Here is a 12,772-nt window from a genome sequence, read left to right as displayed (position 1 = left end):
GACCAACATCGCCGCCGCCACCGATCATTACCGCAACCATCCCGCCGACGGACTTCAGCTACTTGGTCTCACCACGTGAGAACGCATCAGCCCTGACCTGGACCGGCGCTTGTCACGTCTGCTGCCAGCCGTATTCGCCCCACAACACTTCGTAACCTAACGAAGTACTACTAGGAGGCAGGATGCGGCCACGCATCGTCATACTCTGCTCGGCGGCGCTGATCCTCGGCACCGCCACCCCGGCGTCGGCCGGTCTCGACCCGGGCCGGACCGGGACCAGGTTCGACGTCGTCAACCTGGTCTCCGACCTCAAGGGCAGGGCCAGGCTCACCGATCCCAAGCTGGTCAACCCGTGGGGCCTGGCCATGGGCAAGACGCTGTGGGTCTCGGCCACCGGCACCGGCGTCGCCACCGTCTACTCCGGGGCGGGAAAGAAGGAGGCCACCGAGGTCACCGTGCCGGGCGGCGCGCCCACCGGCCAGGTCGTCAACCCCACCGACGGCTTCACCGTGAAGGGCCGGCCGGCCACGTTCGTCTTCGCCAGCCCCAGCGGCGCCATCACCGGCTGGAACGCCGAAGCCGACGCCAGGAACGCCGTCATCGCCGCCTTCACCCGCGGCGCCGACTACAAGGGCCTGGCCCTGATGAAGACCGAGGAGGGCGCGTTCCTGCTGGCCGCCGACTTCGCCGGCGGCCGCGTCCACGTCTTCGACGACGACTTCAGGCGGGTACGGCTGCAGCGCCGCCAGTTCGCCGACCCGTACCTGCCCGAGGGGTACGCCCCGTTCAACGTCTCGGTGGCGCGCGGCGCGGTCTGGATCTCCTACGCCCTGCGCGACGCCCGCACCGGCACGTCGGTGGCCGGCCGCGGGAAGGGCTTCGTCAGTCGCTTCGACGCCGCGGGCCGGTTCACCGGACGGCTGGCCGCGCGAGGCCCGCTCAACGCCCCCTGGGCCGTGACCGTCGCCCCGCGCGGCTTCGGGCGGTACGCGGGCGCGATGCTGGTCGGCAACTTCGGCGACGGCCGGATCCACGCCTTCAGGAACGGACGGCACCTCGGCCCGCTGCGTGACGGCAACGGCCGCCCGATCGCGCTGCCGGGACTGTGGGACCTGGAGCCCGGCACGGCGGCCAACGGCGGCGAGAACGCGCTGTGGTTCGCCGCCGGGATCGAGGGCGCCCGGCACGGCCTGCTCGGCCTGATCCGCCCCGCGGGCGCCCGCACCTCCCCCTCGCCCACCCCGTCCTCGCTTTCGACGAGCCCCGCCCCCTCCACCCGCGCCTCGGGCTACGGCTACTGACGACGGCTCCCGGCAACGGCTCGTGCCTCCCACGCGGTCATGATTCAGCTGATATGGGTAAGGTGCGGGGCGTGAGCGAGGGAAACTTCAGCGAGTGGCTGCGCGCGCAGTGCGAGCCCACCTGGACCGAGGTCGTCACCCACCCGTTCGCGGCGGCGATCGCCACGGGTGAGGTGGCCGACGACGACATGCGGCGCTACCTCATCCAGGACTTCCAGTTCGTCGACACCTTCACCGCGCTGCTCGGGGCGGCGGTGGCGAGCGCCGACAGCTTCGAGGCGCGGGTGCCGTTCGGGCAGTTCCTCGGGCAGGTCGCCACCGCCGAGGAGAAGACCTACTTCCACCGGGCGCTCGAAGCCCTCGGCGCAGGGGCGGCGCCCGCCGTGCTCGAACCGGTCACCGAAGACTTCCGCACACTGATGGATGAGGCCAGGACCAGCCAGGACTACCCGCTGATCGTGGCCGTGCTGTGCGTGGCGGAGTGGACCTACCTGGGCTGGGCCTCGCGCGCGGCCCAGCCGTACCCGGACAACTTCGTGCACAGGGAGTGGATCGAGCTGCACGAGGGGCCCGCCTTCCGGCAGTGGGTGGCGTTCCTGCGCGGCGAGCTCGACCGGCTCGGCCCTGCCCTCGACGAGGACGGCAGGCAGGAGGTGCTGAGCGTCTTCCGCAGGGCCGTCGAGCTGGAGAAGCGCTTCTTCGACATGGCCGCGGGCTGAGCGGCCTGGCCGCAATATCGAACCACGCTGAGGAGAAGATCGCATGACCGTGTCCAAGGACTCGGAGAACGAGCGGCCGCCGGCCGTTCGCCAGCTCCGCCTCGTCGTCGAGGCGGAGGACTACGAGGCCGCCCTCGCCTTCTACCGCGACGCCCTGGGCCTGCCCGAGCAGGCCGCCTTCTCCGGCGGTGACGGCGCCCGCGTGGTGATCCTCGACGCGGGGCAGGCCACGCTGGAGATCGCGAACCCCGCGCAGAAGCGGATGATCGACGATGTCGAGGTGGGCCGCCAGGTGGCCCCCAAGATCCGCGTCGCGTTCGAGGTCGACGACACCCGGGCAGCCACCGATCGGCTGGTCTCGGCCGGAGCCGAGCAGGTCGCGCCGCCCACCGTCACGCCGTGGCAGTCGCTGAACGCGCGGTTCGACGCGCCCGCCGGACTCCACATCACGGTGTTCGAGGAACTGAGCACCCTGGAAGAACGCGAGTCGCTCGACGGTTTCGGGACCGAGGAGCGCTCCTAGCGGCCGAGCGCCTCGGCCAGGTCGGCCGCCGCGGTGAAGTGCACGCCGGCCATGCCGAGCGCGCGGGCGGCCTCGACGTTCTCCAGCCGGTCGTCGACGAACAGGCAGCGCTCCGGCGCCACGCCCGCCACCTCGGCGGCCAGCTCGTAGATGCGGGGGTCGGGCTTGGCCAGGCCGACGCGGGCGCTGCTGACCACGGCATCGGCGAAGTGGGTCAGGCCGAGCAGGTCGAGGTGTGACTCCAGGGTGTCCATGGCGTTGGTCAGCAGGATCACCGGCACCCGCTCCTGCGCCTTCGCCAGCAGCGCCCTGACCTCCTCGTCCACCCAGAACGGCACCTGGGCGAACTCGGCGGACGCCGCGCGGGCCCGCTCGTCGCCGCCGAGGGCCTCGGCGATCGACTCGACCCACTGCGCCTCGGTGATCTGGCCGAGGGTGGCCGGCAGGATGCGTTCGGGGGCGAAGGCCGTCTTGATCAGCGGCAGGCCGTAGCGGGCCTCGATGTCGGCCTGGGCGGCGTGGTCGAACTGGCGGAGGACGCCGTCGAGGTCGCTGAGCACAGCGTCGTAGGAGGAGGTCACAACCACCCATTGTGCCGGGCCAGCCGGGCCGCCTCGATCCTGTTCCTGGTGTGCGTCTTGCCGATGGCCGACGACAGGTGGTTGCGGACCGTGCTCTCCGACAGGTGCAGCCTGGCGGCCAGGTCGGCGATCGTGGACCCGTCAAGCGCCGCGGACAGCACCTCCCGCTCCCTGCCGGTGAGGGGGTTGTGGCCCGCATGCAGGGCGGCGGCGGCCAGCGTGGGGTCGACGATCCGCTCGCCCGCCACGGCCCTCCTGATCGCCCCCGCGAGCTCCTCGACGGGCGCGTCCTTCACCAGGAAGCCCGCCGCGCCGGCCTCCATCGCCCTGCGCAGGTAGCCGGGCCTGCCGAACGTCGTCAGGATCAGCACCACGATCCCCGCCCTGTGCAGGTCGGCGGCGGCGTCGAGACCGCTGCGTCCCGGCAGCTCGATGTCGAGCAGCGCCACGTCGGGCCGCGTCTCCAGCGCCGTGGTGACGATCGCGGCTCCGTCGGCGACCTGGGCGACCACCTCCAGGTCGTCCTCCATGCCGAGCAGCAGGGCGAGCGCGTCGCGCATCATGCCCTGGTCCTCGGCGATCAGCACCCTGATCACGCCGGCACCGCCACCCTGAGCGTGAAGCTGCCGCCCCTGGCCGCCGCGTCCACCTCGGCGCCCCGCTCGGCCAGCCCCTTCAGCCCGTTGCCCCTGACGAACGAGGCGCCCGCGCCGTCGTTGACGATCTCCAGCACCACCCTGCCGTCCTCGCCCCTCACCGTGATGGCGCACGTGGTCGCCCGCGCGTGCCTGATCACGTTCGTCACCCCTTCCCTGACCGCCCAGCCCAGCAGCGTGTCCGCGTCCGGCGGCAGCCGTACCTCCTCCAGGTCGACCTCGGCCCGCACGCCCGCCTCCTCCAGCGTCAGGCGGGCGGCGGCCATCTCGTCGGCCATGCCGCGCCCACGGTAGCCCGCCACGGCCGCGCGGACCTCGCTCAGCGCCCTGCGCCCGATCTCCTCGATGTCGGCGGCCTGCGCCGCCGCGGCGCCGGGGTCGCGGGGGGCCAGCCTGCGCACCGCCTCCGCCTTGACCACCACCAGCGACAGCGTGTGGCCCAGCAGGTCGTGCAGGTCGCGGGAGAAGCGTTCGCGCTCCCGCGAGACGGCCTCCCTGGCCAGCTCCTGCCTGGCCTCCGACAGCCGCATGGTGAGGTGGACGACGACGCCGGCGATGAAGGTGCCCCACGCGACGGCCGCGACCCCGTCCTCGCCGCCGCCCGCCAGTAGCGTCACCGCCATCGAGGCGACGGTGATGGCCGCCAGCGCGTACGGCAGCGCCCGCCCGCGCACCACGACCCCGCACGCGATCGACACCAGCGGCAGCAGGTACAGCCATTTGCCGCCGTAGGCCAGACCCAGCGACAGCGCCGCCACGGCGAGCAGCACCAGCAGCGGCCACGACCCCAGCCTGATCGACAGCAGGTAGGCCGCCACCACGACCGCCAGCCCCAGCGCACCGCCCCACGTCGGCGCGCTGACCAGCTCGTAGGCGGGAAAGTAGGCCACCGCGACCCAGGCGTAGAACGGGCGCATCCACATCCCCTCAGTATCCAGACGCTCCGATACTGCAGGTCCGCCCGCATCCGCCGAAGGTCCATCGATCCCGGGTTCACCAGGACGAAAGTCCCGGGCATTACCATCGTCCGAGACATGAAAACTCACCAGCTACCGGCGAGTCTTTGCCGGCTGTTCGAGGACGGCGGCCGCGGGCGGTCGCTGTCCTTCGGGCTGCCCGCGGGCGAGGTCGTGTGGCCGGGCGAGACGGCCAGGCGACCGGCCTTCTGGATGAGCGACGAGCCGGCGCCCGACGGGCTGTGGGCGGCGATGCGGGCCGAGCACCCGCACTCGGGGCTGTGGCCCGTGCTGCTCGACGAGTCGGCGCAACCATGGTCGTCGGCGCAGGTGGCGCCCGACTCGCCGGACCTCATCGACACCTTCACCGCGGCCGGGTTCATGACCGAGGTATGGCAGGACTGGGTGGCCCAGATGCCCGCCGAGTCGCTCGCGGAGATCGAGCCGTTCGGGCCGGTCTGCCCGGGGCTGGCCGAGCCGGGAAAGCTGCGCGGCGAGCCTGGACAGGTGGCCGACTGGTACGCGGGGGTGCTGGCCGGGCGCGGCATGCCGCTCGGCCTGGCCGCCGCCCGCAGGGGCGCCGACACGCTCGCCGTGATGGGCTGGCAGGGCGCCCTGCACCACAACGAGTGGATGGTGCCGCTGGCCGCCGTCGTCCGCAGCTGGGAGGAGCGCTTCGGCGCGCGGGTCGTCGCGATGGGCTTCAACACGCTGGAGCTGAGCGTGGCCGCGCCTCCCGTCACGCCCGCCCACGCGATCCACGTCGCCGCCGAGCACTGGGCCTTCTGCCCCGACAACATCGTGCAGGGCCCTGGCGACCTCCACGGCTACGCCGAGCAGATCATCGGCCAGTACTCCTGGTCCTTCTGGTGGGACTGAGCCGGGCCCAGTCCCACCGGCTCCGCTAGTAGAAGACGTGCTCAGGCGTGGGCAGGTCGACCTCCTGCGGGCCGTACCACCTGGTCTGGTCGGCGGGAACCTCGGTCAGCGGCGCGCTCAGCACGAACGGCACGGTGACCTTGCTCCTGGACAGGTCGACGGTCACGCTCGCGCCCGTGGCCGTCTCGGCGCTGTAGGTGGCGTCGGTGCCCGCCAGGACCAGGCCGAGGCGGTGGCCCTTCCTGAAGACGTAGTCCTGCGGCAGCGTGTCCCACCGCACCCTGCCGTACTCGCCCGCCGGCAGCGGGGTCGGAGACGACAGCGAGTCGCGGTTCTGCACGTCGATCCAGCCGCGCGCGACGATCTCCAGCGGGCGGGTGGCCAGGTTCGTCGCCACCTTCCGGTAGCAGCCGTCGTCCTGCGTGCTCGCCTCGCCGTGGCAGTCCTCCTCGGCCAGCGTGGCGATGCCCTGGCCGCGCCGCCAGTCGACGCGGGTGGCCTCGCCGAAGTCGACGAGCAGGGCGGTGAGGTTCGCGGTCGGCCGGTCCAGCGCCACCCGCAGGTCGACCACCGGCGTGCCGGACAGCCGTAGGTCGAGCGGGAGCGCGCCGGTGGTGAAGGCGATCCGGCCCGGCTTGCTCGTGCCGACGTCGGCGACCATCTCCGTCTCCGGCAGCCGCACGTCGGTGAACGCGGCGGTCGTGCCCCTGCGCGCGGGCAGCAGCCCGAGCTTTCCGTCGGCGGCGGGGCGCAGCGGCATCCGCAGCGCCCCGCGCGCCGGCCAGTCACGCTGGGTGATCCACTGCGTGGGCCCCACCTGTACGTCGGCGACGGGCTCACGCATGATCCCGTTCTCCACGCCGAGAAGCCAGTGGTCGAACCACCGGTGCAGCGTGTCCACCCACACCCCGCGCCTGCCCTCGAAGTCGAACGGGTCGACGTGCTGGTACTGGCCCACCCAGATCTTGCGCGGCACGCCCCGCCGGCCGAGCTCCTTCCACCAGGCGGAGAAGTTGTCGGGCTTGACGTTCAGGTCGTTGACCGTGTGGACCACGAACACGCTGGCCCTGACGTTGGCGACGTCCTTCTCGTAGTCGCGCAGCTGCCAGAACGGGTTGTGGTTCCCGGTGTCGTCGCCGTCCTCGGTGTCCATCCTCGCCCGTACGGCGGCGCACCTGGCGTCAGGGTCGGTGTCGACGACGTTGGCCAGCCAGGAGGCGTAGTTGTAGTTGTAGACGACGCCGTTGGAGCGCTGGTAGCGGTACCACGAGCTGATCGCCGAGATCGGGACGATCGTCTCCAGGCCCTCGACGCCCGTGGCGGCCACGGCGTTGGCCAGCGTGCCGTCGTACGACTTGCCGATCATGGCGGCCTTGCCGGTGGTCCAGGTGGCCTCGGCGGGCGAGCCGTCGGCGCGGTAGGCCTTCGCCCGGCCGTTCAGCCAGTCGATGACGGCCTTGCCGCCCAGCACGTCGGCCTGGCCGCCGGTGTCGGGACAGCCGTCGGACCTGGTGGTGCCGAGCATGTCCACGTTGAGGACCGCGTAGCCCCTCGGGACGAAGTAGTTGTCGTAGAACAGCGGGAACTTCACCGGGTCGCCCGCGGCGTCGTAGACCTTCCGCTCGGACTCGTTGCCCCGGCCCGCGTTGTCGTAGTAGGGGCTCTCGTCGATGATCACCGGCACCTTGAGGGAGGGGCCTGATTCCTTCGGGCGGATGATGTCCACCCGCACCCTGTCGAGGCGGCCGTCGGTGTCGCTGTCGATCGTGGACTCGACGTAGACGTGCTCGCGGATGGCGTCGGCATAGGAGAAGACGGGTTGGGAGCGGTCGTTCTCGATGGTGATGGCGGCGTCGATGGTGACGGCGGCTTGCGCGGGTGGCGCGGTGGTCGCGACGAGGGTCAGCGCGATGAGGGTCGCCCGTAAGCGTGACACGCGGGTCCTCCTGTGATCGGGGGGACTCACATGATCGAACGCTCTGATCACCTTTCATAGTGCACCGGCTGGCCGGTATAGTTTCGGGCTGTGCCGAGACCGAGTTCGAGAGAGCGGCTGCTGGACGCCGCCGCCGACGTCCTGCTCACCGACGGAGCCGAATCGCTGACGCTGGAAGCCGTGGCCCAGCGGGCGGGCGTGTCGAAGGGCGGCCTGTTCTACCACTTCCCGACCAAGCAGGCCATGGTCGCCGCCATGGTCGACCGGCTCACCGCCGCCTTCGACGCGGCGCTGGCCGCCGCGGGCAGCAGGCCAGGCGACTTCCTGCGCGCCTACGTCGAGGCCACGATCCCCAAGGCCCGCACCGACGCGCCCGCGGACAGGGTCACCGCGGCGCTGCTGGCCGCGGTCCTCGTCGACCCCGCGGGGCTCACGCCGCTGCGCGAGCGGTTCGCGGCCTGGCAGGCGCGGCTGACCGACGACGGCATCGACCCCGCCGTGGCGACCGCCGTACGGCTGGCCGTGGACGGCTGGTGGGCGGTCAGGCTGCTCGGCCTCGGCGAGCCCGACCCCGGACTGCACGAGAGCACCCGCCGCTACCTCCTGGAGTTGATCGACCGTGCTGAGAACGACTAAGGCCCTCATGCTGGCGACGGACGTCGGGTTCGTCGTGTACTTCTCGGTGACGGGGATGGGGCTGATCCCCGCCGCATGGGCGTTCGCCGACTACGCCAACCCGCTGATGGCCGACTGGAACTGGTCGTTCCTCTGGATTGACCTGCTGGCCAGCGCGACCGGGCTGACGAGCCTGTGGCTGCTGCGGGGCGGCCGGAGCCGGGGGGAGCCGCTGATGCTGGTGTCGCTGGTGCTGACGATGGCCTCGGGACTGATGGCGATCGCGTTCTGGACGTTGCGCGGTGACTTCTCGCTTGCCTGGTGGATCCCGAACCTGTACCTGCTGCTGTTCCCGATCCCCGCCATCGTCAGGCTGACCGCCGCCCCTCGCCGCCCGGCTCCCACGTCAGGCTGACCCCCGCCTCTCGCTGCCCGGCTCCCACGTCGGGCTGACCCCCGCTCCTCGCTCGTCCGCCCTACCTACGTCGGGCTGACCGCCCTCCTTTGCCGCACCGCACCATGTCCAGCAACCCCGCCCCTCGCCCGCTCACCCCATGGCGGGCTGACCCCGGACGGGTCCGGCCGGGGAAGTCCGTAGAGTTGGGGCGGACGAAGGAGGAATCGACGGTGGTCAAGGCAGTGGTGTTCGACGTCGGCGAGACGTTGATCGACGAGACGCGCATCTGGTCGCGCTGGGCCGACCGGCTGGGCGTGCCCAGGCTCGCCTTCATGGGCGTGCTCGGCGGCACCGCCGCTCTGGAGCGCTCGCACCGCGACGCCTTCGAGATCCTGCGCCCCGGACTCGACATCGAGGCCGAGATCGCCGCGTGGGAGCGGGACGAGCCCGACAGCCTGCGCAACCACTTCGACGCCGACGACCTCTACCCCGACGTGCGCCCTGCCCTGCAGGGCCTGCGCGACGCCGGCATCCAGGTGATCATCGCCGGCAACCAGCCGACCAGGGCCTACGACGCCCTGCTGGCCATGGACCTGCCCGTCGACTCCATCCACACCTCCGACGGCTGGGGCGTGGCCAAGCCCGCCCCCGAGTTCTTCGCCAAGGTCGCCGCCGTCGCGGGCAGGCGGCCCGAGGAGATTCTGTACGTCGGGGACCGGCTCGACAACGACGTGCTGCCCGCGGGCAGGGCCGGGATGCGCACCGCGCTGCTGCGCCGGGGCCCGTGGGGCTACCTGCACGCCGACAGGGCGGAGGCCGCGGCCGCCGACGCCGTCATCGATGACCTGTACGGCGTGCTCCCCGCCCTACGCCGCCTCGACGCGGACTGAAGCGCGCCCTGCTCCGACCGGATCAGGGCCCCGGTGCGGCGTGCCCTCGATGTCAGGAACATACGGGTTCTTCGGTGGTTGGTTCCTTGAACGTTTGCGCTGGTCGGCTGGCGTGTGTGGCGGGCGGAACGTGATCGGTGGGAAGACGATGGCGTAGCCGGCATGGCGTGATGTCGGGGTGGCGGGTTTGCTGTGTCCGGCCACGATCCGGATCGGTCCCCCATCGTGATCTCCCGCTTGGCCCTCCAAGTGGCCCAGGCCGGGGTCGAAGGGGCTGGAAAGCCCCTGGGAAGAACAGTCCCGAGCCCGAACGCGCGAAGCGCGCCCCTGGCTAGGGGCTCTCGGGGTCGATTCGTACCGCGCGTTCCTCGGCGGACAGATCGCCCGAGTCGGCGCCCACGTCGTCGCCGATCTCCTCGCTCTCGACGTCGGCCCCCAGCCCCTCGTCGGGCTGCACCAGCCGGTGCTCCTCGCGCGGCGCCCGTTCCCTGTCGGGCGCCTCGCGCCACAGCCGTTCGGCCACGGTGTCCTGGTGCTGGGGGTCGTCCTCCTCGATGACGTGGTCGGCGCCGAGGTCCTCGGTCCAGCCCTCGACCTCTATCTCCTGCTCGTCGCTGAGTCCGTAGCGGTCCGGTGGTGTTTCGGTCATAGTCGGTGCCTACCCGCCACCACGTCGGGAACCCTCGGGTCGGAAACCCTCCGCGAGGTCAGCGGCCGATCGCCGCGCCGATCCGCGCCCGCGGGTCCGCAGCCCCGGCCAGGACGCCGCCGGGCAGCACGTCGATCAGGTGCGCGTGCCCGAACCCGGTCCCGTACGGCCTGGCCGCCACCGGATGGCCGAGCGCGGCCAGCCCGTCGGCCCAGTGGGCGCCCTCCTCCAGTTCGACGACGGTCTCGTCCGGCGACTCCCAGGTGTCGAACCCGGTCCCGCCCGTGGCCAGCCGCCAGCGCGGCGCGCTGATCGCCTCTCCCGGCGTCTGGCCGTGCCGCAGCAGCCTGGTGATGACCTGCAGGAGGATCTGCGGCTGAGCGTCGCCGCCCATCGTGCCCACGACCGCGCGGAGCGAGCCGTCAGGACGGGTGACGAGCGCGGGGGTGAGGGTGTGCGGGGGGCGGCGGCCGGGGCCGTACTCGGCGGGATGTCCGGGCGTCAGCGAGAAGCCGATGCCGCGGTTGTGCAGGTTGATCCCGGTGCGGGGTTCGACGACGAGGCTGCCGAAGCCCGAGGCGTTCGACTGGATGAGCGAGACGCCCATACCGTCGCCGTCCACCGCGCACAGGTACGTCGTGTCGCCCTCGGCGGTCAGGCCGCGCACCTTCAGCCGGGTGGCCGGATCGATGAGCGCGCGCCGCCGGTCGATCTCGGCCGCCGACACCAGGTCGGTCGCGTGCTCGTGCAGGACGGCGAGCCGGTCGTGGCCGGCGATCCTGGCCGCCTCGCCCAGCAGGTGGGCCCAGAGGGGGTGCTCGGGCGCGGCGGGCAGGTCGAGCCCGTCCACGATGCCGAGCGACAGCAGCAGCAGGTAGCCCTGGGAGTTGGGCGGCATCGACCACACGTCGTGGCCGAAGGCCGAAACGCGTAGCGGCTCCACCCAGTCGGCCAGCGGTTCGGCCAGGTCGTCGGCCGTATACTCGCCCGCGCCCAGCTCCAGCAGGCCCTGCCCGAACTCGCCCTGGTAGAAGCCCTCCCTGCCGGAGGCGGCGATCGCCTCCAGCGTGCGGGCCACGCCCGGCCTGGTCATGAGCTGCCCGGGGGTGAAGTCGCCGGCGAAGTCGGGGTGGCCGACCATCGAGGTGATGGGGGCCAGCAGCGGCGAGGCGGGGAAGCCGTCGGCGGCCAGCGCGATCGCGGGGGCGAGCACGGTGCTCATCGGCAGCTTGCCGTACCTGGAGTGCAGGGCGAGCCAGCCGTCCACGCAGCCGGGCACCGGCGCGGACCTGATGTCGTGATGGTGCGGCATGCGGGTGTGCCCCTCGGCCCTGAGCCGGTCGGGGTCGGCGCCCGAGCCCGCGCGGCCCGAGGCGTTGAGCGCGCTGACGGAGCCGTCGTGGACGAGCGCGAACAGGTCGCCGCCGAGGCCGCACATGTGGGGTGCGGTGACCGTGAGGACGGCGTTGGTGGCGATGGCGGCGTCGGCGGCCGAGCCGCCGCGGTCGAGCATGGTCAGGCCGGCGGCGGAGGCGAGGTGGTCAACGCTGCACACCATGCCAGATCGGGCGTATCGGGTGTTTTGCACGGATCCGACCCTACGCGGTTCGCGGGCGAAGAATCCGGACGCCGGTGATCCTGGCCAGCGCGAGCGCGGCCAGCAGCGTGGCGGCCACGGTGCTCACGCCGCCGATCCGCAGGGCGAGCTGGGGGCCCATGGCGTCGCTGAGCCAGCCGAGCAGCGGCCCGCCCAGCGCGCCCGACGCGGCGCTCACCAGGCCCAGCACCGAGATCACCCGGCCGCGCAGCTCGTCGGGGCTGCCGAGCTGGGCCCGCGCGCCGATCGTGGTGTCGATGACGACCGCGCCCGCGGCGATCGGCAGCAGCAGCGCGGCGAAGGTCCACAGCCCGGGCATCAGGCCGCTGAGCGCCTGCGCCACGCTGGTGAGGAAGGCCGTGACCAGCAGCAGGCGCATCGTCAGCCGCGGCCGGCCCGCCGCGAAGACGCCGCCGAGCACGGTGCCGACGGCGAAGACCGTGGACAGCAGGCCGTAGCCGCTCGCGCCCGCGCCGAGCGGTCCGGCCGCCATCGCGGCCATCGTCACCTGGTAGTTGCGGCCCAGGCTGCCGAGGACCAGCGAGAGGGCCAGCAGCACCAGCAGCCATCGCGTGCGCAGCACGTAGCGCAGGCCCTCCCTGATGCCGTTCGCGTCCGCGGGGGCCTGGGCGAGCTCGTACATCTCAGAGACGCGCATCGCGGCGATGGCGGCGATCACGGCCAGGAAGCTCAGCGCGTTGATCACGAACAGGCCGCCGGGCCCGGTGACCGGGATCAGCACGCCCGCCAGGCTCATGCCGAGGATGCGGCCCGCCGAGTTGACCACCGAGCCGAGCGACATGGCGTTGGGCAGGTCGGCGGGCGGGACGACCTCCGCGCCGAACCTGCCGAGCGCGGGGCCGCCGAGCGCGGTGACCAGGCCGCCGGCCAGCGCCACGTCGTACACGGGAAGGACGGAGGTGACCCCCGCCATGGCCACGATCGCGAGGACGACCGCGAGCAGGCCCTGCGCGATCTGGGAGGCGACGACCACGGGACGGCCGCGCAGCCGGTCGGCGAGCGCGCCGCCCCACAGACCGAAGGCCAGCGTGGGCAGCGCCTGGAGGACGAGG

14 protein-coding genes are annotated in these 12,772 nt (G+C 72.4%); 7 read left to right on the top strand and 7 right to left on the bottom strand.

Annotated elements, in window-relative coordinates:
* Positions 1–182: 182 nt before the first annotated feature.
* From ACFXJ8_RS25165 to ACFXJ8_RS25155, 3 genes are all read left to right on the top strand, one after another.
* Entirely contained in the window at positions 183–1,301 is a 1,119-nt protein-coding gene (locus tag ACFXJ8_RS25165; protein WP_379646395.1) for a TIGR03118 family protein, read from the top strand.
* A gap of 71 nt (positions 1,302–1,372) precedes the next feature.
* Positions 1,373–2,020, top strand: coding sequence for a TenA family protein (locus ACFXJ8_RS25160; RefSeq protein WP_379646394.1), 648 nt, complete (start codon positions 1,373–1,375; stop codon positions 2,018–2,020).
* Positions 2,021–2,063: 43 nt separating this feature from the next.
* Positions 2,064–2,543 carry a VOC family protein gene (locus ACFXJ8_RS25155; RefSeq protein ID WP_379646393.1) on the top strand — a complete coding sequence of 160 codons (480 nt, stop codon included), beginning with the start codon at positions 2,064–2,066 and terminating at the stop codon, positions 2,541–2,543.
* Here the strand turns inward: ACFXJ8_RS25155 and ACFXJ8_RS25150 are convergent.
* Genes ACFXJ8_RS25150 through ACFXJ8_RS25140 form a run of 3 tightly spaced genes read right to left on the bottom strand, consistent with a single transcriptional unit; the run spans position 2,540 to position 4,697 of the window.
* A complete protein-coding gene (locus ACFXJ8_RS25150; RefSeq protein WP_379646392.1) occupies positions 2,540–3,124 on the bottom strand; it encodes an HAD family hydrolase in 585 nt (194 codons plus the stop codon). The genes ACFXJ8_RS25155 and ACFXJ8_RS25150 overlap by 4 nt on opposite strands.
* Positions 3,121–3,720, bottom strand: coding sequence for a response regulator (locus tag ACFXJ8_RS25145; protein ID WP_379646391.1), 600 nt, complete (start codon positions 3,718–3,720; stop codon positions 3,121–3,123). Before ACFXJ8_RS25145 ends, ACFXJ8_RS25150 begins: the two co-directional genes overlap by 4 nt.
* Complete coding sequence (locus ACFXJ8_RS25140) at positions 3,717–4,697, bottom strand: sensor histidine kinase (protein ID WP_379646390.1); 981 nt, start codon at positions 4,695–4,697, stop codon at positions 3,717–3,719. The genes ACFXJ8_RS25145 and ACFXJ8_RS25140 overlap by 4 nt, the downstream gene beginning before the upstream one ends.
* A gap of 117 nt (positions 4,698–4,814) precedes the next feature.
* On the opposite strand from ACFXJ8_RS25140, the gene ACFXJ8_RS25135 reads away from it, so the two are divergent.
* Positions 4,815–5,615, top strand: coding sequence for a DUF4253 domain-containing protein (locus ACFXJ8_RS25135; protein ID WP_379646389.1), 801 nt, complete (start codon positions 4,815–4,817; stop codon positions 5,613–5,615).
* 25 nt (positions 5,616–5,640) lie between these two features.
* On the opposite strand, the gene ACFXJ8_RS25130 is transcribed toward ACFXJ8_RS25135, so the two are convergent.
* Entirely contained in the window at positions 5,641–7,551 is a 1,911-nt protein-coding gene (locus ACFXJ8_RS25130; protein WP_379646388.1) for a Xaa-Pro dipeptidyl-peptidase, read from the bottom strand.
* 90 nt (positions 7,552–7,641) lie between these two features.
* Between ACFXJ8_RS25130 and ACFXJ8_RS25125 the strand changes: the two genes are divergently transcribed.
* The 3 genes from ACFXJ8_RS25125 (at position 7,642) to ACFXJ8_RS25115 (ending at position 9,453) form a co-directional block, all read left to right on the top strand.
* Positions 7,642–8,187: a TetR/AcrR family transcriptional regulator gene (locus tag ACFXJ8_RS25125; RefSeq protein WP_379646387.1), complete on the top strand. Its 546-nt coding sequence runs from the start codon at positions 7,642–7,644 to the stop codon at positions 8,185–8,187.
* Positions 8,171–8,581, top strand: coding sequence for a DUF5360 family protein (locus ACFXJ8_RS25120; protein ID WP_379646386.1), 411 nt, complete (start codon positions 8,171–8,173; stop codon positions 8,579–8,581). The genes ACFXJ8_RS25125 and ACFXJ8_RS25120 overlap by 17 nt, the downstream gene beginning before the upstream one ends.
* 212 nt (positions 8,582–8,793) lie before the next feature.
* Positions 8,794–9,453: an HAD family hydrolase gene (locus ACFXJ8_RS25115; RefSeq protein ID WP_379646385.1), complete on the top strand. Its 660-nt coding sequence runs from the start codon at positions 8,794–8,796 to the stop codon at positions 9,451–9,453.
* Positions 9,454–9,784: 331 nt separating this feature from the next.
* Here ACFXJ8_RS25115 and ACFXJ8_RS25110 read toward each other — a convergent pair whose 3' ends face one another.
* The 3 genes from ACFXJ8_RS25110 to ACFXJ8_RS25100 are packed head-to-tail and all read right to left on the bottom strand — an operon-like array spanning position 9,785 to position 12,756.
* Positions 9,785–10,102: a DUF5709 domain-containing protein gene (locus ACFXJ8_RS25110; RefSeq protein WP_379646384.1), complete on the bottom strand. Its 318-nt coding sequence runs from the start codon at positions 10,100–10,102 to the stop codon at positions 9,785–9,787.
* 58 nt (positions 10,103–10,160) lie between these two features.
* The gene (locus ACFXJ8_RS25105) at positions 10,161–11,690 is read right to left on the bottom strand and encodes a gamma-glutamyltransferase family protein (protein ID WP_379646383.1); all 1,530 of its coding nucleotides are present in this window, start codon (positions 11,688–11,690) and stop codon (positions 10,161–10,163) included.
* A gap of 10 nt (positions 11,691–11,700) precedes the next feature.
* Positions 11,701–12,756 carry an MFS transporter gene (locus tag ACFXJ8_RS25100; RefSeq protein WP_379646397.1) on the bottom strand — a complete coding sequence of 352 codons (1,056 nt, stop codon included), beginning with the start codon at positions 12,754–12,756 and terminating at the stop codon, positions 11,701–11,703.
* Positions 12,757–12,772: the final 16 nt, after the last annotated feature.

It is taken from the genome of Nonomuraea sp. NPDC059194, assembly GCF_042754765.1.
Lineage (GTDB): Bacteria > Actinomycetota > Actinomycetes > Streptosporangiales > Streptosporangiaceae > Nonomuraea.
This window is presented reverse-complemented; position numbering and strand designations above follow the sequence as displayed.